Genomic DNA, 22,439 nt, shown 5'->3' on the forward strand with positions numbered 1-22,439 from the left:
TTAAGGCAGGTTTAAGACAAACCCGGTGTGGCGTGGTAGCCAGGTGGTCACGCCACACCGCCAATGCAGTGTTTCTCCAACAGGGCAAGCCTCTGCCTTTACTTTTCAAAGATTGGCTGCCGCCTAAACCATTCAGCTTTAAGATTCAGGCCGTGGGCCCGGGCAAGACAGAAGCTGAATCATTTAGTCAATACCGAATGAAACAATGCCTGCTGCCAGAAACAGATTTGTTAGTATCTTAGGCAAAAGAACGGCTGCGAGGTGCAGTCGGCAACGAAACACCCTTTGCTAACCATGTGCTCAACAACTCAGGCACCAAAAGGCCATTGCCTCCTCCTTTTCATCTTTCTGGGGATTATTATAATGCCGTCCAACCGGCTGGCCGCACAAGTTACCGCAGTGCAGACCAAACCCCGCATCATCATCACCGCCGACCCTGAGCTCGACGACAACAACTCCCTCATCCGCCTGCTGCTCTACAGCAGCGACCTGAAAATTGAAGGCCTTATCTATGCCAGCAGCCAGTTTCACTGGAAGGGCGACGGCAAGGGCACCAAATGGTTTGTGCCCGGCAGGGAATATGATCGCTTCGGCCTCAGCCTGTGCCCCTGCGAGTCGTGGCGCTGGGCAGAGGGAGAGCGCTTCATCCACGACATTGTGGAAGCCTACGAAAAAGCCTACCCCAACCTCAAAATCCATAACAAGCAGTATCCTGCTCCTGATGAGCTGAAATCGAAAATCCGATACGGCAACATCGAGTTTGACGGCGACATTTCCAACGACACGCCCGGCTCCGACCTCATCAGGTCGCTGATCATGGACAATGAGCCTGGGCAGCTCTACATCACCGCCTGGGGCGGGCACAGCACCATTGCCCGTGCACTCAAGTCTATCAAAGAACAATACGAGTTCACGACCGAATGGGGCGCTATTAAACAAAAAATAAGCCGAAAGGTGGTGTTGCTGCCCTCCGGCGACCAGGACGACACCTATGCCACTTACATCAAGCCCAACTGGCCGGAGATAGAGTACCGGCAGTTCAGAGGCGGACCCAACTATGGCTACGGGGCCCAGATCAGGGCATCGGAGGAAAACGCTCCCTACCTCACCCCTGCCTGGATGAAAGAAAATGTATCGGACCGGGGACCGCTCGGAGCGCTTTACAGGGTGTGGGGCGATGGCAAGCAGATGGTGAAGGGCGACGTGGTCGACTATTTCGGCATAGCTGGCCACACCACCGAAGAGCTGAAAAAGATGGGTTATGTGGTGTGGATGCCGGTGCAAGCCAAGGGATCGTGGCTGGGTGAAGGCGACAACCACACCTTTATGAACATGCTGGGCAACGGACTGCGGGCCTATGAAAAAGGCACCTGGGGTGGCTGGGGCGGCCGCTCTCTGGTCAATGCCAATGTGCCGAACGTTTTCGGCATGTCAGCCGATTTAAGCGCCGACGACATGGCGAAGCGACTGAGTGAGCAAAACAATCAGCAGGCCACGGAAGAAATGCCCTATCCCAATTTCTTCCCCCAGGCCCAGCACGACTTTGCCGCCCGTATGAAATGGTCTGTTACTCCGAGCTATGCCAGCGCCAACCATGCGCCGGTGGCATCGATTGAAGGGCCTCTAACGGTGATGGCCGCTCCCGGCCAAAAGGTGCGCCTCCGCGGCACTGCCTTTGACCCTGATGGCAACAAGGTGACTCTGAAATGGTCGCAGCTGCCCGTGGGCACCTACCACGGCAAGGCAGACATTGCGCAGGCCGACTCCCCGAAAGCCGAAGTACTGGTACCCGCTGATGCCCGACCGGGGCAAACCATCCACGTGATTTTTGAAGCGACCGACGATGGCAAGCCAGCCCTCACCCACTACCGGCGGGTGGTGATTACGGTGAGAGGTTCATAAATGAGGACACGAAATGTGCGACCGGGACGCAGCTACAGAAAAGCATTTGAAACATAACAGCATGAGAAAAATAATTGCCGCCATTAATATGACCCTCGACGGGTATTGCGACCACACGGCCATGATAGCCGACGACGAAATACACGAGCACTACAACGACCTGATGCGCCAGGTAGGCGTGATGGTTTACGGCCGCACTACCTACCAGCTAATGGAAAGCTACTGGCCCACCCTGGTGAAAAACCCCAGCGGCAACCAACCCAGCGATGACTTTGCCGTGCTGATGGAGAACGTGCCGAAGCTCCTTTTTTCCCGCACACTCAAAAGCACCACCTGGACCAACACCACGTTGGCAAAGGGAAGCCTCAAAGAAGAACTCCTGGCGCTCAGGCAACAACCCGGCAGGGACATTTATGTGGGCAGCCCCAGCCTGATCGCTGCCTGCACCGAACTTCGCCTTGCTGATGAATACCAGCTGTGTGTGAACCCCGTGATCGCCGGCAAAGGCTTGCACCTTTTCAAAAATATCAGCGACATGGCTAAGCTGACGCTCATCAAAACAAAAACCTTTAAAGCCGGCCCGATAGTGCTTTACTACACGGCGGTGAGGAAATGAAATCCGCTGGCCCGGGTTGTAAACACAACCTCAAGTCACCCTGGCGTAGCTGTCTGTCCGTGCCCGGTTGCCCTAAGTCTCAAGGAGCAAGGGCACAAATCTGCCATGTAAATAAGACAAAAAAGTGAGGTCTTTAGCGTGAAGGATGACTAACTTCGCATGCATTCACATAGTTGCTCGTCAGATTCTATCACTTTAATGGGACACAATGATCAGTAAACTCAGGCACAAGATTTTTATTGGCATACTGCTACTGGCCGTGCTGCTGGCCGCATCAGGCACGATCGTTCTACATCAATTTCTGCTTTTAAACCGATCGGTAACCGCCCTTATCGAAGACAACTATAAAACCATTCAGGCCTGCCAGAACATGCTCGAAGCCCTCGAGCGTGAAGACAGCGGCATACTTTTGCTCTCGCTTGGCAACTGGGAAAAAGGCCGCTACATTATCGATGCTGCCGACAGTGTGTTCGAAGCGTCAATGGCGGTGGCAGCCGGCAATGTCACCGAGCTTCATGAGGACGAACGGGTGGCAGCAGTGAGAGCCGCCTACAATGAATACAAAACCAAGTGGCAAAAGCCTATCGTTGACACCGATAAGGAGGGGAATCTCAACTGGTACGTCACCGATATCAACCCCGATTTTTTGCATGCCAAGGAAGCTGTGTATGCATTGATGAAGCTCAATCAGAACAGCATGTACGACGAGGCTTCGGTGCTCAAGGAACGGTCGTACAGGGCTATCATGCCCGGTATTGTTGCCATCGTGGCCGTGATCGTATTCGCTTTTCTCTTCAACTATTTTTTGAGGCAGTCGTTAATGGCTCCTTTGTATGAGCTCATAGCCGCCACCGAAAAGTACCGGGCCAACATGTCTTCATTCTCGTTTTCTACCAAGAAGACCGACGACGAATTCAGGGAGCTGGAGCAGGGCATTCAGAAGGTGATCAGCAAAGTGCACAAATTTTACGATCAAAAAGCCAAAGTCAACTAATGAGAGGGGAGTCAGTACTTCGCTACCTGGGCTTTATCCTGCTGTTTCAGGGATTTTTCCTGCTGCTATCCTTTATTATTTCGGCGGTGCAGCTGGAAACCTCCACGGTTCCGCTACTATTCAGCCTGATTTCGGCGGTGGTGTTTGGTGCCATGTTCGTGCTGTTTACCCACCCCACCGAGGAAGTAAATTTCTCTGAAGGAATACTCACGGTGGTGCTGGGCTGGGTGGTTACCTGCCTGGTGGGGGCCCTGCCCTATTTGTTGTGGGGGGTAGAGTTTGACCTGGTAAACGCCTGGTTTGAGAGCGTTTCGGGTTTCACCACCACGGGGTCCACCATTCTCAACGATGTTGAGCGCCTGCCCTCCGGACTGCTCTTCTTCAGGTCGTCCACACACTGGATGGGTGGGGTTGGTATCATCATGTTCGTGCTGCTGATACTGCCACAGTCAAGCTCCAAGCTTGTGCTGCTCAACACGGAGCTTTCTTCCCTGTCGCAAACAAACTTCAAACAAAGCAAGCGGCAGGTGCTGCTCGTGCTGGGCTATGTGTATCTGGGCCTTACCGTGTTGCAAACCTTCCTCTTATGGGTAGCCGGCATGAGTCTTTTTGATGCCGTTAATCACGCCTTTGCCACTATTGCTACGGGAGGCTTCTCTACCAAAAATCTCAGCATCGCCCACTTCAACAGCCTGCCCATAGAAGTGATAACCGAAGTTTTCATGGTATTATCGGCGATTCATTTTGGGTTGCTTTTCACCACCATTATGGGGCACAAGCGCAATATTTTTACCTCCGAGATAACCCGGGCCTTCCTGCTGGTGGTGGCAATCGGCATCACCATCGTGGCGCTTAAGCTATACGCCGACGGCCTCTACCCTTTGGGTACGTCCTTTCGCCACGCCGCCTTTCAGGTGATCTCCCTGGGCACTACTACAGGGTTTGCCACAGTTGATACCGCTCACTGGCCCCCGCTGGCAATGATGGTGCTGATGTATTTCACCATTCAGTGCGGCATGGTGGGGTCCACATCGGGAGGGCTTAAGTTCGACAGGGTTTACATATTTTTTAAGGCGCTGAAGACGCAGATATTGCAGATTCTTCACCCCAGACTGGTAAGGGTGGCTAAGGTTGACGGTCAGAGGATACCGGTGGAGATTATTGAGCACACACAGGTTTTTATTGTGATGTATATCCTTATTTTCTTTGTAACAACCGTGGTGCTGAGTGCCTACAACATCGATTTACTCACTGCCTTCTCCGCCTCCATCGCCACTATCGGCAACGTGGGGCCCGGGTTTGAGGGAGTGAGCTCCCTGGGCAACTTTTCGGGCCTCCCCGATGGCGCAAAGGTGCTGCTGTCGGTAAACATGCTTTTCGGCCGCCTTGAGATATTCAATATTCTTGCCCTGATCTATTTCACAAGGTATTAACCCCGTGAGTCGGGTAAGTGGCGGCGTCGGCATTTATGCGACAATCGTCTTCGTTTGAGTGTCGGCAGAAAGGCAGAACCTAACGCTGAACATAAATGAAAAAGTCAATCATCTCCAAAGTTGTTGCTGCCATATTATTGCTGGCCATCGACTTCCCCGACCAGGCATTTTGCCAGGACGCCACCATTGACAATTACTTTTTGGCGATTGGAGGAAGGGATGCCTGGGCACAGGTCAGGTCAGTGCAAAAGAAAGAAAGCGGGGCTTATTTCAGGAATTCGGCCTGGGTCGACGTTGTATCTAACACCTATTTTCAGGAGCCGGATTTGTATTGCTACGTGTCAAGGTATGCATCATTCAATAAAGGCTACGTGTTTGACAGCAAAGCTGGTTATGAGCTGATGCTTGATAAAACCATACAAAAAATGCCTGAAAACGAAGTCGAATCCCGAAAGCAAAGGACGATGTTCGCCTCCTATCCAAACCTGATTCTCGAGGCGCTGGAGGTTAAATTTTTGGAGGAGAGAGATCACGGCGGCGGTAAGTACCTGGTGTATCAGATAACCTCAAAGGAAGGCTGGGAGGCAGAGTACTACTTTGATCCGAAGTCTTATCTGTTGAAGTTCATCAGAGTAGCTCCCACTGACAATTTCATTTGCTTCTATGACTACAAAGAAATTGATGGCCTGTTGTGGCCTACAAGAATCATTGGCACTGAGCAAATAGACAACCCCGTCAGCGAAAGGAATCTTTTAGAAGTGAAAATCAATGAAAAAATAGACCCGACTTCTTTTTCAAAGAAATACCTGGAATTGCTTAAAATCAACTAGCACCCATCGTTGCTAACGGGAGTGGATCGTGAGGCACGAACTACTGCACCAGACCGGGAGTGAGCGGCAACAGCCCTCCCGTACACCATCAGACTCCAACCCCGCACCGCAACATCCCTGGGTGAGAATCCTCAATTAGTACCACACAATAGATAAATCGTGTTATCAGGCGTGTCGGCTAAAGCAGTTCCTTTGTTGAAACAAAACGCCGTTATGAAACCCGATAGCTCATTATTCAAAAGCATTGTAGCTGCCAAATGTCCCCGGTGCCGGGAGGGAAGAATGTTCCCGGCGGGCACCCTGTATCACCCCACAAAGTTTGCTAAAATGAACGAAAGCTGCTCGTGTTGCGGGCAGTCGTTTGAGCCCGAACCAGGCTACTACTTTGGAGCCATGTTTGTCAGCTACGGCTTAAATACCATCTACTTCGTTGCAGCCTGGCTGATCCTCGATGGTTTGCTCGACGAAGTCACTACACCCATTATGTTTGCCACACTGGCTGGGGTCACCCTGGCGCTACTGCCCCTTACGTTCAGGTGGTCGAGGTCGATGTGGATCAGCATTTTTGTGCGGTACCAGGGGAACAAAGCTGCGAGCTCTCCTTCCACAGCCACTCATCCGTAACGAAGTAGTGGCGGCAAATGGCAAGCTTGATCGCATCGTTTCTTCTTGTGCCAATAAGTGATAAATTCAGGCACAGGATCAGGAGAAACGCTGTTGTTGATGACGAAAAAAAGTGAAACGTTGCGGGTACTGCTGGAGGCCTTCAGCCAAAAAGCGAAGGATCACTCATTTTATATCGAAAGATTGGTGACCCACACGGCCAATCACAAGTTCTTAACCCAGCCGCATAACCACGATTTTTACCTGCTGCTTTATGTGGACGAAGGCGGGGGTGAGCATACCATTGATTTCAAAACTTACCCCATATCACCGGGAAGCTTTTTCCTGATGACGCCCGGCCAGGTGCATTCCTGGAACATGAAAGAAGGTACCAATGGGTATATCATCTTCTTCCTGCCCTCCTTCTATCAAATGCAGGCGCAGGAAAGCAACCTGCTCACGTTTCCTTTTTTTCATTCCCTCAATGCCAATCCCCTTGTTATCCTTAACCACAGTCAGAAAGTAGTGGTGGACTTTGTGCTCAATCAGATGGCCGAAGAATTTATAGCTAATCCAGAAACAGACCTGCGCATTCTCAGGAGCTACCTGGAAATTGTGCTGTTAAAGATCAGCACCAACTTTCCCACGCAGGGAGAAGAGGACTTCGCCAATAACGTTACCTTCAGGCTCCGAAAGCTGGAACAACTTATCGAAACGCATTTTGTTGACCTCAAACAGCCCCGGCAGTATGCCGATTTGATGAACCTGTCACCCTCCTACCTCAATGCCATTTGCAAACAACAGTTGGGCAAGACCCTGACCGACATGATTTCTGAGAGGATTATTCTCGAAGCGAAACGACTTTTTTCATTCTCTGATCTGAATGTTGGTGAAGTTTCTGATAAACTCAATTTCTCCGATTCCTCTTATTTTATCCGGTTCTTCCGCAAGCACGCCGGGCTCACACCCGAGCAGTTCAAAGATGCCGTAGCCGGAGCGAACTGATTGAAGCCACAACGCCGCTTGCTCATTGTGGCCATGAGGAATTGTGAGCAAATATCATGGCACGGCTGCACCGTAGCGCCGGGCTAAAAACGTCCAGTACTTACACAGCAATTATTATCTCTTACCGCTTTATCCTCAATTTCACTACAAACTCCCGCAATGTGGCTACATGCGACAAGTTGTAGTGCCTGACATTTGCTGGTGTATTCTAAACACCAAAAAAATGACACAAGCAAATGAAAAATCAGGTGCCAACACAGCACCTGCCAGCGAAAGCAATAAAGTTTGGTTCATCACCGGCACCTCCCGGGGTTTCGGCCGTGTATGGACTGAGGCAGCGCTCAAGCGTGGCGACAAGGTGGCTGCGACAGCACGTAACCTGGCCAGTGTCGCCGATTTCAAAGAAAAGTATGGAGAAAATGTGCTCACGCTGGAGCTCGACGTCACCAAACCGGAGCAGGTGACCACTGCCCTGGAAAAGGCCCATGCACACTTTGGAAGGTTGGACATTGTTTTCAATAATGCCGGGTATCCGTTGATTGGCACCATTGAAGAGGCCAGCGCCGAAGATATCCGGGCACTCTACGAAACCAATGTGCTGGGCCCTGTTGCTGTTATCCAGGCCGCCTTGCCCTTGTTGCGTAAGCAAGGCCACGGACACATACTGGGAACCTCCAGCAACCTCGGTCATGTTACTTATCCGGTTATTGGCTACTACTGCTCTTCCAAATGGGCGTTTGAAGCCATATACGAAAGCTTGGCGCAGGAAGTCAGGGCATTTGGCATCAAAGTGACGATCATTGAACCCGGTGCTTATGCCACTGAGTTTGGCGGCCCAGAGTCATCAAAGGTCGCCGCTGGGCTTGACATATATGCTGATTTCAAGGCAAAATTTGTGGAAGGCCTGCAAACCATAGAAAGAGGTGATCCGGAGGCCACGCCGGAAGCACTTTTCAAAGCGGTAGATGCAGCAAATCCGCCACTGCGCTTCCATCTTGGCAGTCACAATTTGCCCGAGGTACGTGCGGCCTATGAAGAGCGTTTGAAAACGTGGGAAGAATGGGATGCTGTTTCCAGTGCTGCCCAGGGAGCGCCAGTAGAAAACTAGTAAGTATATGCTGGCCGACGTTAAAGAGCGTCGGTCGGCATAACCATTAATTATCTGTAAGTATGAAAAATGAAACGGTGGGTCATCAGCAATTTAAATCAATCTCCGACACTCACAGGGCTTTTGGCCTGCCGAAGCCTTCACACCCGTTGATCAGCCTGATCAACGGCGCCAATACACCCGGAGGCATTCACCCTCCTTCCGGCTCCCATGTGCTGAGCTTATACAAGATATCATATAAGCCCAGGCTTGGAGGCAAAATAAAATACGGTCAGCACCATTATGATTTTGACGAAGGGGGGCTGCTGTTCGCTTCTCCCAACCAGGTAATCGGCGCCAGCGACGATGGAAGTACCGCCGACTGCTCGTTGTACACACTACTGATACACCCTGACTTTTTCCTGGGCCATCCAATTGCTAAGAAGATCAGGCAATATGGTTTCTTTTCCTATACAACAAACGAAACGCTGCACCTTTCCGAGGAGGAAAAAGAAACGATCCTTTCCCTTTTCAGGATGATAGAAATGGAGCTGAGCAGCCGCATTGATGATTTCAGCCAGGACGTGGTGATTTCCCAAATAGAACTTTTGTTGAGTTTCGCCAACCGCTTTTACCGGCGCCAGTTCATTACCAGGAAAGCAGCCAATCACGACCTGCTCGAGAAACTGGAAGAGCTGTTGGACCATTATTTCGACAACCAGGATTCCCCCACTCAGGGACTGCCATCCGTCCAGTTCTTAGCAGATCAGCTGAATCTTTCTCCCAGCTACCTGAGCGACATGCTAAGGGCCCTTACGGGGCAAAATGCACGGCAGCATATCCACTTCAAGCTCATGGAGAAAGCGAAGGAGCTACTATCAACCACCAGTCTCACTGTTTCCGAGGTCGCCTACCAGCTTGGCTTTGAGCATTCGCAGTCCTTCAGCAAATTCTTCAAGACCAAAGCAAAGCTGTCGCCGCTGGAGTTCAGACAGTCGTTTAATTAATTCAATGTGAGTTCGATATAAAAATGTGGCAAAACATCACCAAAGGGCGTCATCGACATGACGTCGTTGTGGCGACGTTGGCTGAAACTCTACCCATTTGTCACCAAAACTTTTACATTCTTTTTACAATCCGTTTATAGCGCCCGGGGTTCACTTCCCGTAGTTTAGTCAATATCCATTCAAGAGGGCTGACGATAAGAGACAAAAAATGAAAACACCCACTCCTATTTACCTGGTGCTCCTGGCATTTGTTTTTTGCAGCTCCTGTAAAGAACAAACCAAAACAGACCTACCCAAAGAAACGCCCCCAGTGGTCGAAGCCAAATCTGTAGCCGCCTACGCCGGACCTAACAGCATCACCCGGGCGGTCATTCAAGACCAAAAGGGCGATATCTGGATGGCTACCTGGGAGGGCGTGTTCCGCTACGACGCCAGCCTGCCGGACAGGCAGGGCACCGCTTTCACCAACATGACCACCGGCATCAGCGATGCCCGCTTCTTTTCCGCTTTGGAAGACAGCAAAGGCCACCTATGGTTCGGTACGATTGGCTCGGGTGTTTATCGGTATGATGGCGTCAACTTTCGAAATTTCACCACCAAAGACGGCCTGCCTAACAATGAAGTAACCTGGATATATGAAGACAAAGCCGGTCATATCTGGTTCGGTGTCAACGGAGGCGCCAGCCGCTACGACGCCCGCCTGCCGAACGGGCAGGGCACGTCGTTTCGGAATTACCTGATCGAAGGCGACATGATGGTGGAAGACACCACAGGCAAAACCGTTCCGGATTTTACCCGCCCGCCCATGGAGGTAAACGCCATTATTGAAGACCGCTCAGGCAAGCTGTGGTTCGCCACCCGGGGCCGCACGTTCATGTACGACGGAAAAACGTTCACTGCTCTCCTGCATGCAGACCAGCCTTTTACCAATGTGCGTACGGTCATCGAAGACAGCAAGGGGCAACTCTGGTTCGGAGGGAACGATGGTATGTGGCGGTACAGCAACAACACACTGACACAAATCTCGAAGGATTTTTGTGGTTACATCTACGAAGACAGCAGGGGCAATATCTGGACCAGCTCCGAAACAGGTAAGGGTTGGGCCCTGTCCCGCTACGATGCCATGACATTGGCTGGACTAAACCCAACGCCCGTGGTGATCGACCCATGGAAGGGGGGAAACCCAGGCTTGGTCTTTGGAATTTTGGAGGCCAACGACGGAAGCATTTGGTTTGGCAGCACGGATGGCGTGTATCGCTACGATGGAGCGAACCTCACAGATTTTAAGGGGAAAGAGGGGCAGAAATAAAGAGTTGGGCGGATGCGAGCCACTCCTCCCCGGCGTCTCTGCGTCTCTGCGAGAAAAAAGGCTTCACGCAAAGACCTCAAAGATTGGAAACGCAATGGGCGCAAAGTATTCCGCCGCCCTGGGTCGTGTCTCACGAACCAGCGTGCCGCGGCATAGTGCTTAACTACTTAGTGAGAAAAATTGCACGCCAAGCCGCAGATCGGGCAAACCCGATCCCGATGGCTGCTGATCTTTGTGAGGCTGTTAAAGACAGTTGATCTTTGTAAAGCTGGAGCCAGCTCTTCTTTCTTTGCGCCTCTGCGTCTCTGCGAGAAAAAAGGCTTCACGCAGAGATCGCTAAGCACTCGTCCTTGACCAGTATATGAGGAAAGGTCTGGCGCCGGATGCAAATGTCCCTTCAACAACTATTTCGATTCCGCCTCTTTCGCCCGCATCTCCTGAAGCATTTTCCCAATCTCTTCCCTTGAATATTTCCAGTATTCAATCACAGGATTCTCCTTTACTTTCTCATGATACTCTTCGATGAACATCTGATTGAGGGAATCACTGTCCTGATACTGGGAGCGAAGTTGATCCAGTTGCTGATGCAGCTCGGTCTTTACTTCAGCATAAGCCGGATCGTTGTACACATTCTGCATTTCCTGGGGGTCCTTTTCCAGGTCGAACAATTCCCACTTATCTATATCGTAATAATAATGGATCAGCTTGTACTTGCTGGTGGTGATGCCGTAGTGGCGCATCACATTGTGCTCCGACGGATGCTCGTAATAGTGGTAGTAGTGCGCTTGCCTCCAGTCGCTGGGCGTTTCCCCCTTCAGAATCGGCAGCAGGCTCGCTCCCTGCATATCGGCTGGTATCTGTGCCTCGGCAATATCGATCAGCGTTTCTCCAAAATCGAGATTAGACACTAGCTGATTACTCACCGAACCCGCCTTCACCACGTCGGGCCAGCTAATCAGCAATGGCGTGCGCAGCGACTCCCTGTACATCCATCGCTTGTCAAACCAACCATGCTCGCCCAGGTAGAATCCCTGGTCCGATGTATAAATCACGATGGTGTTCTCCTCCAGTCCGTTGGTTTTCAGGTAATCCAGCAACCGGCCCACACTTTTGTCCACAGCGGAAACACAAGCCAGATAGTCACGCATATACCGCTGGTATTTGAACCTCACCAGGTCATCGCCCGTCGGGTTCTTTTGCTTAAAGTCTTCGTAGATAGGTCCATACACCGCATTCCATTTTTCCTTTTGCGCCTCGGTCATGGCCGCCGGGGCATTTTCCATCATCTTCAGGTCTGTTTCCATCTTCATGGTTTTGGCGATCGTCATGTTGTTGAGCGATGCCGCCTCCCGGTCGCCGGAGTAATCGTCGAACAGGCTTTCCGGCTCAGGAAATGTCACATCTTCGTACATGCCTAGTTCGTTGGGGCCAGGCTCCCAGTTGCGGTGAGGGGCCTTGTGCCACATCATGACCATAAAAGGATCTTCCTCTTCCCTGGCAGAGTCAAGCCACTGTAATGTTTTGTCGGTGATGATGTCCGTCGCATACCCTTCCACCTCGTATTGCCCGTCCTTGTTAATGAACTGCGGATTGTAGTAGCGCCCCTGATCGGGCAGGATATCGTAGTAATCAAACCCAGTGGGTACGCCGCCCAGGTGTAGCTTACCAATCGTGGCCGTTTTATAACCGGCCTGCTGCAGCACCTTGGCGAAGCTTTCCTGACTAAAATCAAATTTGGAACCAATGGTATTGTCGATAAACCCGTTGAGGTGGCTGTACTTTCCGGTAAGAATGGTCGCCCTGGAGGGCCCGCAAATGGAGTTGGTGACCAGGCAATTATTGAACAACATACCTTGCCGGGCTATCCTGTCAATATTTGGCGTGGGTGCCAGCTCAGCCAATGCGCCCCCATAAGCGCTAATGGCCTGATAGGCGTGGTCATCGCTCATAATGAAAATGATATTAGGCCTTTTTTTAACCGCCTCGGCTTGTTTGGTCTCCGGCTGGCAACCAATGAGCATAGGGAGAAATGCCAGTAAGAGATAGGCAAGGTGGGCAAATAGTCGTTTTGATTTCATAGGTGTATCAATGGTTGGTTCAATAATGCCGAAAGTCACTGCGACCCGGTAGTGACTGTTACGCAACTCAAGGTAATGAAAAAATGGCATTGTTCATTTCCTTAGATAGTTGGCAGACGGAGCGGCGCAGCACCCGCCTGCTGCCGCAAACGTAGCTTTGGACGTGCGCCAGAGGTAGATGGAAGTGAATCTTGCCGTAGATCGAAATGCATCTTGCTGTAGTTGGAGATGCATCTTGCTGTAGTTCGAAATGGATCTTGCTGTCGATGGACCTCTATCTAGCCGAAGACCGACATGCAACTAGCGGGAGATGGAGTTCAATCTAGCCGTAGATGGAGTTGAATCTAGCGCTGGATCGGGAGCAATCTAGCGCTAGATGGGGATGGATCTAGCGCTAGATTTGGAACGGTCTTGCGCTAGATTAACCTGCCCCGTGCGCAAGCAGTATCTGGAAGCAGGGCAAGAGTTAATTGACACCAGCGCAACATGCAGGGTTGGCCTGCCGCAACATGTAGCCAGCCGTTGCGCCACACCCACCTGCCTTAGGCGCAGAAACTTCTAACTTTCATTCGTGAAACCGGGAGGATTCACGTGTGAAACTGGCAAGTTTCACGCACATCGGTCAAAACTTTTGGCGGCAAAGGTGGCTTCTTCCACCGCAACAGCTTCCTTCCCGTAGCGCAACAATTGGGTTCGCTCTTGCGCCAAAGCAGCCAAATTGTAGCGCAAGAAGTGGCATGGCGCATAGGCTACACTGTACCCATAATGACTCAAGCATTCCCCGCTAGTCCGAGCAGCAAAACCAATCAATAGCAGCGAACGCTGGTGCGAGCGTTTGGCTCGTATCCCACCAAACTTCTCCATATGGAAACAAACAATTTAAAACGTTGCGAATGACAAAGCATCAATTGCTGGTTTCATTATTGTGGGATACTGGTCTAAATAAAGTTTGATTAAACAGGGTTTTATCATTCAGGCCACTTGGGTGCCGCTTGGAAAGTCCATCCCAATTAAATTTATAATAAACCGTAGCTATGAGGAACTGGGGTGATAGCACTTTCTACTCCCTGCTCACCATAATCTGGTCGATGTGCGAAAGGGAACTTAACAACAGAATGAGTTAAACAACTTTAACTATTACCCTATGAGAGAGTTGATGTTAATCCTCCACTTTATTGGGCTTACAATGGGTTTGGGAACAAGTTTTGCCCATGCTTTTTTAAGCATTGCCACTGCAAAGATGTCGGCAGATGAAGCAACAAAATTTCGCATGCATTCGATGGTCTTGGGTAGAATGGGCCATATCGGACTAGGGCTGCTCATTATTTCAGGTTTGTATTTAATCACCCCCTATTGGGCAATATTACCTTCATCTCCATTATTGATTCTCAAATTGGTGCTGGTAGTTATCCTTCTAGTGTTGCTAACACTGATTAGTTCGTTAACTAAGAAGGCAATGAAAGGTGACGCAGAACTTCAATTAAAGAAAATGGAGCTATTTGGTAAAATGACTTTACTGTGCGGTCTGGCTATCGTCATTCTGGCTGTATATATTTTTCACTAACAAGCATTGCTCGTCCAACATCTGCTTCCTTGGTTCGTGTCCCACTTACCATCATCAGCAATTACCAGGAGTGGCCCGTGAGACACGAGCCACTGCAATGGTTATGATATTTTTCACGTAAATTTCACTCCTCATGCCGCAAGCGTCCGCTTATGGCTTGGCTCTTTTCGGCGTCTCGCCGGGGATGAGCGAAAGAGCGGGAGCGGGACGCTCAGATTGGACAAGTCCAAGCGGACGCTTGAACCAGAGAGGGGAGGTAGTGTTTTGGCTTGTGCCCCCTGGCTAGTGTCTCACGAATTAATATCAGCATTTACCAGATGTGGCACGTGAGCCACGGCGGTAGTTATGGTATTTTTCACGTAAATTTCACTACTAAAAAACTCACCTATGAAAATTAAACTCGTCCTGTCGGTATTGCTTCTGTTCGCATGTGTGGCCGCATTTAGTCAGGAAAAGCAGCCTGGTAAAGCCAAAAAAGAAAAACAGACTGTTGTAGAAAAAGGGCTCATCAAGGTGTCGATCATGTACCCATTTGAAGAAGGAAAGACCTTTGACATCGACTACTACGAAACCAAACACATGCCCATGGTAGCGGGGTATTTGGGGTCAAATTTGGTGAAATACACCATCGAAAAAGGCATGGCCAGCGGCATTCCCAACACACCCTTGCCGTACATGGCCATCGGCACGTTCTATGTAAAAGACCTGAGCGAATACCAGGCGGCCATCGGCCCAAACATAGCCACCATAAGGGCAGATTTCTCTAACTACACGAACGTTGCGCCTGTTATTCTGGTGAGTGAGGTGGTGAGGTAAGGCCATCACGTCAGTGATTTGCTTCAGACACGCTTCCCTGTTCCCTCTGCGGAAAATATTACTTCTCAATTGAGTTGCTGTGGATTTCGAGGCTTTCTGCGACGGAAGCCGTAGATTCCTCTGGTCGCTGAACGTTGGATCACGCCCCTGGCAATTCGCTGCCTCCCGACGGTATGGCTTCGTCGAGAGGTCAGTGCAAGGCAGCCCCCTTCTCCTTAAAGGAGAGGGGAAAGAAATGCGCAGCATTTCAAGGGGCGCCCGGCTTAGGGATGAGGTTCAGCCCCATCAACAGGAAATCCCACTCACCGCCTCCACTCCTTCCACAATCAGCCTCACCTCCTCGTCCGTCATCGTGGGATGCAGAGAAATCCGCACCCAACCCGGTTTGGCAGAGGTATCGCCCTGGTCGATCTGGTCGGTGATTTGTTTTGATTGGCTTTGATCGATGCCCAGCAGATAGTGCCCATAGGTGCCAGCACAGGAGCAGCCACCCCTGCACTGGATGCCAAAGTGGTCGTTGAGCAGCTGCACGGTGGTGTTGAAGTGCTGGCCTTCCACATAAAATGAAACGATGGGCATGCGTTTGCTATGCTGCTGTGCCAAAATGCGCACGCCGGGAATGCCGGACAAACCCTCCCACAAAATAGCCAGCAGTTCCTCCTCCCGGAGTGCCATGCGGTCGACCCCCATCTGCTCCTTTAGCTCAATACAAAGCGCTGCCTTGATCGTTTGCAAAATAGGCGGCGTGCCACCGTCCTCCCTGGCCTCAATGTCTTCCACATACTTCCTGCCACCCCAGGGGTTCGTCCAGTCGACCGTGCCACCACCGCTGTTGTCGGGCACCTCGTTCTGGTAGAGGTTTTTGTTAAACACCAGCACCCCCGATGAGCCGGGCCCTCCCAGGAACTTGTGCGGAGAAAAGTAAACAGCATCCAGATCGCTACCATCACCCGGGTGCATGTCGATAGCTACGTACGGCGCCGAGCAGGCAAAGTCGACAAAGCAATAGCCTTGGTGCCGGTGCATCACCCTGGCAATATCGTGGTACGGTGTGCTGATGCCCGTCACGTTGGAGCAGGCTGTAATGGCGGCAATCTTCAGTGGCCGGGCATCGTAGCGGGCCACTGCTTCTTCAAACAAGGAGGCCTCTACCTCTCCCCTGTCGTTGGGTGGCACCACTACCACATCGGCAATAGTTTCGAGCCAGCTAGTCTGGTTGGAGTGATGCTCCATATGGGTGATAAAAACAACAGGCCTTTCTTCCTCTGTCAGGTGGACATACTTTTTGAACTGCTCAGGCACCCGCAGGCCCAGGATGCGCTGGAGCTTGTTCACCACGTCGGTCATGCCTGACCCCGAAGCAATGAGTACATCGTCGACCGAAGCGTTCACGTGGCTTTTGATGGTCTGCCTGGCCTGGTGGTAAGCCCGGGAGATAAACGCCCCGGAGTGGCTGGTGTCGGTGTGGGTATTGGCCATCAGCGGCATGATCTCCTGGAGTAGCTTGCCTTCAATGGGCCAGTAGCAGCGCCCGCTGGCCGTCCAGTCGGCATACAGCATACGGATGGAGGCATGCCTGGCCGTGGCTATTTGCTGGTCAATGCCGATAATATTCTTCCTGTAGGAAGCGAAGTAGGCTTCCAGGTCGAGTGTTTGTTGATGTTTTTCCATGATTAACTTTTATCCCGCAAGCGGCCGCTAGGCCGCAGGCTTATGGGTGCACTCTTTTCGGCGTCTAGCCGGTTGCCTGATAATACCATTTGACTGCTGAAAAAGAGGGACGCTCAAGTAAGATAGGTTCAAGCCTACCCGGCCGGGTGCACCCTTGAACCATTGAGCAATAGTCAGCAGCCTTTTCTCATCAGCTTGCCTTCCCTTTTCACTACGGGCCAGGAAGCTTTGCTTAAATCCTTGCTGTAGTAAGCAAGCCCGGTACTGTCCTTTTCAAACTCTGCCTGCCCGCCGTAAAAACGGGTAAGGGCCTCTACTTTCTCAGCCATCACCGAGTCTTCGTCACGAATGTCCAATGGAAGCGTTGGATAGAGCAAATGATTGTACCAGTCGTGCACGCCGCCATATAGAATGGATGATCGCTTTTTAACAGCCGGAGGTAGCGAGATCCAGAGATGGCGGGTGAGCAGGTCGTCTGCAGAATAAAACACATAGCTAACACCGGGTTCCAGCCCATTCGTCTGCATTTCATTCAACGACATGTTTACCGCCGTTGGCAGGTGAAATTCTTCGTACAGGTCGGGCTCTCTGAGGTCGATGAGCACCAAAGGCTCCCTGTCTTTGATCTGCTCTGCCAGCGTCAGCACCGACACAAACCTCGGCTCCTGGCTCACGCTCTTCGGACCATTGGGAAAGGCCAGCGCCACCACTAAAGACGCCACCGCCAGCAAAAGAGCCATGGCCGCCAGCTTCTGATTGAATGTTAGTTTCGTCATTGGGCTGAGTACTTCTTTTCAAGTTTCTCCGATGCCCAAAAGCCTGCCAACGCCATGGTTACGAGCAAAAAGACCATGACACCTTCCGGGATGCCAAAGTAGCCGTCCATGGTCACCTGGCCCAGTGGCCCGGCGGTATAGAAACCTTCCAGCCAGGGGTACAGCTCGCCAAACAAAAAGATGCCAAACAGTAGCCCGGCTACGTTGACCAACCCGTCCAGGCTGCCGGTAGAAGACGCCACGCAGGAGGTGCCCGGGCAGTAGCCGCCAACAATAAAGCCCACACCAAACACCAGTCCGCCGATAAGCTGCGGCCAGACAAAGGTCGGCGTCAGGTAGATCATATCGGCTTGCAGCAGCCCGGCCCAGCTAAGCCAGAACACGCCCAGCATGGCCGTGATGATAGCAGTGAACATCATTTTGAAGACGGTCATGTCACGGAAGTAAAACTGCCCTGCCAGCTTTTTGGCGCTGCCGAGCCCGGCACGTTCCAGAAAAAAACCGAAGGCCACGCCAGTGATGAGCGCAAAAGCCAGACTGGCCTCCTCTCCTATCCATCCAAATTCGTAAAAGGGTCCGTTCATGCCCAAAGTCGTTTAACGGCGCCCGCCATGGCATAGGCACCTGCGAATAATGCAATCATAAAAATCCAGCTCCCCACGTTCATCAGGGCACCACCGGTGAGGGCCTGTCCGCTGGTGCAGCCCCTGGCCAGTTTGGTACCAAAGGCCATGATGATGCCACCCAGGAAGGCATAAAAGAACCGGCTGTTATTCGACAGCAACGCCCCTTTTTCTACCTTAAACTTGAACCGATGGGCCAGCTTGCCAGAAATAAACCCGCCGATGAGCACACCCAGCACTTCAAATACCAGCCAGTCTTTCAAGGGGCTCACGGTGCCGTCGCCGAGGTAGCCCATATAAAAAGTGCTGGCTTCGGCATGGGAGGCCGACACGGATTTTACGCCAGTGGCTACTACCGACGTCATGGCGCCGGAGGCGCCAATACCACGCCCCATGACGACAAACGCTGCCAATAGCACCAGGCCGAGGCCTATCCCGCAGACGTAAGGATTCCAATACGGCTGCGGCACCTTTGGTTGTTTTGACATATCAGTCGATTTCTATCGGGAGTTTTTCATCGGGACCCCACTCATGAAAGGAGCCGTCGTAGATTTTGATATCAGTGTACCCAAGCAGTTTGGCCGACGTGTAAACGACCGTCAGCTGCATACCAATGTGGCAGTAGAGCACCAGCTGCTTGTCTTTGGACAGCCCCTGTGCCGCAAAAATGCCGCCCAGGTCTTCCAGCGACTTGAACTCGTAGGCACCTGTGCTGGTCTTTTCATAAAGGCTTGTATAGGGGATGGTTTTGGCACCGGGTATCCTGCCCTTTCTGGCCCCGTGGGTAGGCTCGATGCCATTGTAAAACACGGCCGCCCGACAGTCGACGATATTGGTATTGGCATCTTTGATACTTTTCAGCACGTAGGCCTGGTCGGCCACAAGCCCCGGGTTGGGCTTAATGCTAAAAGCTCCTTTAGCGGGGGATGGTGTTTCGGCAGACAGAGCTCCTCCACCGTCTTTCCAGGCCTTTAAGCCTCCATTCAGTATATAGGTTTTGCTGGCATGGCCGAGGTAATCGAAGGTGAAGTAGAGCCGGGTCACCATCGGAATCCAGTTTTCACCTGTGTAAATCACCACGTCTGTTGACGAGCTAACTCCTTTGCCTTCCAGGGTGTTTTTTAGTGTGGCGTCCGGCGGAAGGTCAAAAACATGGGGGTCGTTATCGACGGTGTACTCATCCCCCGCAATGAAAACAGCGCCGGGGATATGCTCTTGCTTGTAGTTGTTTTCTTGCCCTATGTGCAGAATCACGAGGTTGTCTTGTTTCATTCTGTTTTTCAGCCAATTGGCATCCACAAGGATATTAGCCCTCTGGGCAAACAATTGACCCGATAGCAGTAAAAGGGGAAGTCCGATTAATTTGAGTTTATGCATGACTTTGAGTTTTTCATGCAGTTTAGGGCTTCACCTATTCTGTTTGGGTTAACGAAGCGTTAAACTCACTTAAGCAAAAGTTAAAAGTGTTAAAGAAAGGTTAAAAAGGGGCCCCGGTGATTAAAATTAACTAAATTTTGAGGGTAAATGTGTGAAATTTGGGCACGGACAACAGTACCACACAAGCTGATGGGCTCAAGCCTAAACATCAATATTAACTACGCAACTTTAACCAATGTGAGCGCCCACCGGGAGGGTTGGAGGGAAAATGGCGGGAAGCCTGAGCGCCTTTGGCCTGAGCGCTTATTTTCCCAAAGATTTTTCGGTCGCTGCGGCGAACCGACGCCGAAGCGGGTTACTTTTGATCGTTTGGAAAAGTAACAAAAAGAAAAGCTGGCGAAGCCAGCCTTTCGATGAATGACTTTGCAACCAACAGATGATCTTCTTTTTATTTCGGAACGTCATCCTAACGACCAAGATTGCTTCAGTCGTCTGCCATTTTTGATACAATTAGTAATTACAACGCTCCGTCGCAATGACGACACAATAATAAAATGAAACTATCAAAGTACACCTTCATCCTCCTCTTCCTCGTGGTCGTCACCTCGCTGGGGATGCTGCTGTACAACCAATACCGCATTCTTGAGCAGGACATCGAAACCAACAAGAACGTTATGAGCATGGCGGTGCCCGATATCCTCTCCGACCTCTACGACAACTCCATGTACAACGACGAGTTGAGAAATTTGGTCGCTCAAATCAGAGGCACCGACTCCTTTGTATTTACCAACACCTCTGCGCTCACCGATCCTCTCCAGCTAAAGCTGAAAACAGAGATCGACAAGGTGCTGGCGCTTAATTATCCCAACTTCGAATACAGGGTAGACGGCTACACATCAAGCGAATATGGCTGCATGATCCACCGTGGCAACTGGCCCGAGCAGCCTCAAGCGAAAATTGTGATGGCAGCCCAAAATCACCTTTGCTTTTGTATGATTTATCCCAAAAAGCTCGACATCGCCATGACCTACACCAACAAAGGAGCGGCCGTGCTGGGAGAGTCGGCCGATATCATCCGTACAAGTCTCGTTCTCATTGTCGTCGTACTGGGTGCCTTTGGCTACACCATTTACACCATCAACAAGCAAAAGAAGCTGTCCGACCTCAAGCGGGACTTCATCAATAACCTTACCCACGAATTCAAAACGCCTATCTTCTCCATCTCCCTCGCTGCAAAATCACTGAAAGAAAAGGAGGAAGTAAAGACCTCAGAAAAGATGACCTCTTATGTGAACCTCATCGGCGCAGAGAGCAAGCGGCTGCAAACCCAGGTCGACAAAATCCTCCAAATGGCCCTGCTCGACTCAGGCAACCTGCATCTCGAAAAGAAGACGCTTGACCTGCACGAGCTGATCCGCCAGGTGGCCGACAGCTTTGCCATGATCATTGCAGAAAACAAGGGAGAGATCAGGCTGCACCTGCATGCCACCCGCCACCTGATCACCGCCGACGAAACACATATCAAGAACGTGTTGTACAACCTGATCGACAATGCGCAAAAGTACACCAGCGGAGCCCCGGAGATTGAGATCACTACATCCGACACCCAGGAAAATGGGATCCTGCTGGTGGTAAAAGACCATGGCATCGGCATAGACGAGCCCGTGCAGAAGTACATCTTCGACCAGTTTTACCGGGCCCAGCAGGGCGACATTCACACTGTGAAGGGTTTTGGGCTAGGCCTGAGTTATGCCAAGCGCATCGTGGAATTCCATAAAGGCACGATCAGCCTCAAGAGCCAGCCGGGCGCTGGCAGCGAATTCAGCATCTTTTTACCCCAGGTATCATGAGCAGCATCTTACTGGTAGAGGACGACAACAGCCTGGGGTATATCCTGAAAGAGTACCTTCAGATGCACGACTTTGAAGTGGAGTGGACAAAAGACGGCGAAGAAGGATTGCAAGCATTCCAGCCGGGTAAGTTCGACATCTGCATCCTGGACGTGATGATGCCCAAAATGGACGGCTTTGCCCTGGCAGATAAACTAAAGGCGCTTGATGCCACCATCCCCCTGATCTTTCTTACTGCCAAGTCGATGAAGATCGACAAAATGAAAGGCTTCAAAGCCGGTGCCGACGACTATATTGTGAAGCCAGTAGACGAAGAGGAGCTGATCATGCGCATACAAGCCGTGCTGCGCCGCAGCGGCAAGGGCAGCTCAGGCACCACCACCGACAGCTACCAGATTGGCAGCTACACCTATCACCTGAAAAACCGGCAGCTACTCCGCAACGGAGAAACCATTCACCTCACCAAAAAGGAGGCCCGGGTGCTACAGTTACTTTGCGAATCCATGGGCGAGCTGGTGGAAAGCGATAAAATCCTCCGGGAGGTATGGGGCGAAAACACCTACTTCACCCGCCGCAGCATGGACGTATACATTTCCAAACTCCGCAAATACCTCAGCACCGACGACACTGTAAAGATTCAGAATATGCACGGGAGCGGGTATATTTTGGAGGAGGAGTGAATACTGCTCAACAACTACCCTATCCACCACCACGTCATGTCGATGGCGAGGAACGAGCGAGCCGACGTGGAACGACATCCCCGTGATGTTGGCACTGACTCCGCTTGTGCCAGAAACAGACGCTGTGCCGTAACCGCCATTTTATTTCTATATTTAAGTACGGGCAAGGTGCCTGCTCACAGAATACAGACCACCCACCCTAGCCCTGGATTGAATTT

Annotated in this window: 20 protein-coding genes; 14 read left to right on the plus strand and 6 right to left on the minus strand. The window is 51.4% G+C overall.

Annotated elements, in window-relative coordinates; genetic code table 11:
* Positions 1-294: 294 nt before the first annotated feature.
* The 10 genes from GC130_RS16665 to GC130_RS16710 all read left to right on the plus strand — a co-directional run bounded on the left by GC130_RS16665 (position 295) and on the right by GC130_RS16710 (position 10,786).
* On the plus strand, positions 295-1,902 hold the full coding sequence (locus GC130_RS16665) for a DUF1593 domain-containing protein (protein WP_226940527.1): 1,608 nt from the start codon (positions 295-297) through the stop codon (positions 1,900-1,902).
* Positions 1,903-1,963: 61 nt separating this feature from the next.
* Positions 1,964-2,518, plus strand: a complete 555-nt coding sequence (locus tag GC130_RS16670) for a dihydrofolate reductase family protein (protein WP_151999475.1) — start codon at positions 1,964-1,966, stop codon at positions 2,516-2,518.
* A 208-nt stretch (positions 2,519-2,726) separates the two neighbouring features.
* The gene (locus GC130_RS16675; RefSeq protein WP_151999476.1) at positions 2,727-3,512 is read left to right on the plus strand and encodes a hypothetical protein; all 786 of its coding nucleotides are present in this window, start codon (positions 2,727-2,729) and stop codon (positions 3,510-3,512) included.
* Positions 3,512-4,945, plus strand: coding sequence for a TrkH family potassium uptake protein (locus GC130_RS16680; RefSeq protein ID WP_151999477.1), 1,434 nt, complete (start codon positions 3,512-3,514; stop codon positions 4,943-4,945). The genes GC130_RS16675 and GC130_RS16680 overlap by 1 nt, the downstream gene beginning before the upstream one ends.
* A 95-nt stretch (positions 4,946-5,040) precedes the next feature.
* Positions 5,041-5,775: a hypothetical protein gene (locus GC130_RS16685; protein WP_151999478.1), complete on the plus strand. Its 735-nt coding sequence runs from the start codon at positions 5,041-5,043 to the stop codon at positions 5,773-5,775.
* A gap of 213 nt (positions 5,776-5,988) precedes the next feature.
* On the plus strand, positions 5,989-6,399 hold the full coding sequence (locus GC130_RS16690) for a DUF983 domain-containing protein (RefSeq protein WP_226940528.1): 411 nt from the start codon (positions 5,989-5,991) through the stop codon (positions 6,397-6,399).
* Between the two features lie 99 nt (positions 6,400-6,498).
* Complete coding sequence (locus tag GC130_RS16695; protein ID WP_151999479.1) at positions 6,499-7,383, plus strand: AraC family transcriptional regulator; 885 nt, start codon at positions 6,499-6,501, stop codon at positions 7,381-7,383.
* A gap of 223 nt (positions 7,384-7,606) precedes the next feature.
* Positions 7,607-8,491: an SDR family NAD(P)-dependent oxidoreductase gene (locus GC130_RS16700; RefSeq protein WP_151999480.1), complete on the plus strand. Its 885-nt coding sequence runs from the start codon at positions 7,607-7,609 to the stop codon at positions 8,489-8,491.
* Between the two features lie 62 nt (positions 8,492-8,553).
* Positions 8,554-9,477, plus strand: a complete 924-nt coding sequence (locus GC130_RS16705; RefSeq protein WP_151999481.1) for an AraC family transcriptional regulator — start codon at positions 8,554-8,556, stop codon at positions 9,475-9,477.
* Positions 9,478-9,685: 208 nt separating this feature from the next.
* Positions 9,686-10,786: a two-component regulator propeller domain-containing protein gene (locus GC130_RS16710; protein ID WP_151999482.1), complete on the plus strand. Its 1,101-nt coding sequence runs from the start codon at positions 9,686-9,688 to the stop codon at positions 10,784-10,786.
* A gap of 404 nt (positions 10,787-11,190) precedes the next feature.
* On the opposite strand, the gene GC130_RS16715 is transcribed toward GC130_RS16710, so the two are convergent.
* Entirely contained in the window at positions 11,191-12,864 is a 1,674-nt protein-coding gene (locus tag GC130_RS16715) for a sulfatase (RefSeq protein ID WP_151999483.1), read from the minus strand.
* Positions 12,865-14,008: 1,144 nt separating this feature from the next.
* Between GC130_RS16715 and GC130_RS16720 the strand changes: the two genes are divergently transcribed.
* Together GC130_RS16720 and GC130_RS16725 are read left to right on the plus strand one after the other, a co-directional pair.
* The gene (locus GC130_RS16720; protein WP_151999484.1) at positions 14,009-14,428 is read left to right on the plus strand and encodes a hypothetical protein; all 420 of its coding nucleotides are present in this window, start codon (positions 14,009-14,011) and stop codon (positions 14,426-14,428) included.
* 387 nt (positions 14,429-14,815) lie between these two features.
* Complete coding sequence (locus tag GC130_RS16725) at positions 14,816-15,244, plus strand: EthD family reductase (RefSeq protein ID WP_151999485.1); 429 nt, start codon at positions 14,816-14,818, stop codon at positions 15,242-15,244.
* Between the two features lie 285 nt (positions 15,245-15,529).
* Here the strand turns inward: GC130_RS16725 and GC130_RS16730 are convergent, their stop codons facing one another.
* The 5 genes from GC130_RS16730 to GC130_RS16750 all read right to left on the minus strand — a co-directional run bounded on the left by GC130_RS16730 (position 15,530) and on the right by GC130_RS16750 (position 19,691).
* Complete coding sequence (locus GC130_RS16730) at positions 15,530-16,915, minus strand: aminotransferase class V-fold PLP-dependent enzyme (protein ID WP_151999486.1); 1,386 nt, start codon at positions 16,913-16,915, stop codon at positions 15,530-15,532.
* A 173-nt stretch (positions 16,916-17,088) separates the two neighbouring features.
* Entirely contained in the window at positions 17,089-17,691 is a 603-nt protein-coding gene (locus GC130_RS16735; protein ID WP_151999487.1) for a rhodanese-like domain-containing protein, read from the minus strand.
* Positions 17,688-18,275, minus strand: coding sequence for a YeeE/YedE thiosulfate transporter family protein (locus GC130_RS16740; protein ID WP_151999488.1), 588 nt, complete (start codon positions 18,273-18,275; stop codon positions 17,688-17,690). Before GC130_RS16740 ends, GC130_RS16735 begins: the two co-directional genes overlap by 4 nt.
* Complete coding sequence (locus GC130_RS16745) at positions 18,272-18,802, minus strand: YeeE/YedE thiosulfate transporter family protein (protein WP_151999489.1); 531 nt, start codon at positions 18,800-18,802, stop codon at positions 18,272-18,274. The genes GC130_RS16740 and GC130_RS16745 overlap by 4 nt, the downstream gene beginning before the upstream one ends.
* 1 nt (position 18,803) lies before the next feature.
* Positions 18,804-19,691 (minus strand): sulfurtransferase, encoded by an 888-nt coding sequence (locus GC130_RS16750; protein WP_151999490.1) that lies wholly within the window; start codon positions 19,689-19,691, stop codon positions 18,804-18,806.
* Positions 19,692-20,245: 554 nt separating this feature from the next.
* Between GC130_RS16750 and GC130_RS16755 the strand changes: the two genes are divergently transcribed.
* Both GC130_RS16755 and GC130_RS16760 read left to right on the plus strand, forming a co-directional pair.
* The gene (locus GC130_RS16755) at positions 20,246-21,541 is read left to right on the plus strand and encodes a sensor histidine kinase KdpD (protein WP_151999491.1); all 1,296 of its coding nucleotides are present in this window, start codon (positions 20,246-20,248) and stop codon (positions 21,539-21,541) included.
* The gene (locus GC130_RS16760; RefSeq protein WP_151999492.1) at positions 21,538-22,221 is read left to right on the plus strand and encodes a response regulator transcription factor; all 684 of its coding nucleotides are present in this window, start codon (positions 21,538-21,540) and stop codon (positions 22,219-22,221) included. Before GC130_RS16755 ends, GC130_RS16760 begins: the two co-directional genes overlap by 4 nt.
* The last annotated feature ends 218 nt before the right edge of the window (positions 22,222-22,439 follow it).

It is taken from the genome of Imperialibacter sp. EC-SDR9, assembly GCF_902498805.1.
Classification (GTDB): domain Bacteria; phylum Bacteroidota; class Bacteroidia; order Cytophagales; family Cyclobacteriaceae; genus Imperialibacter.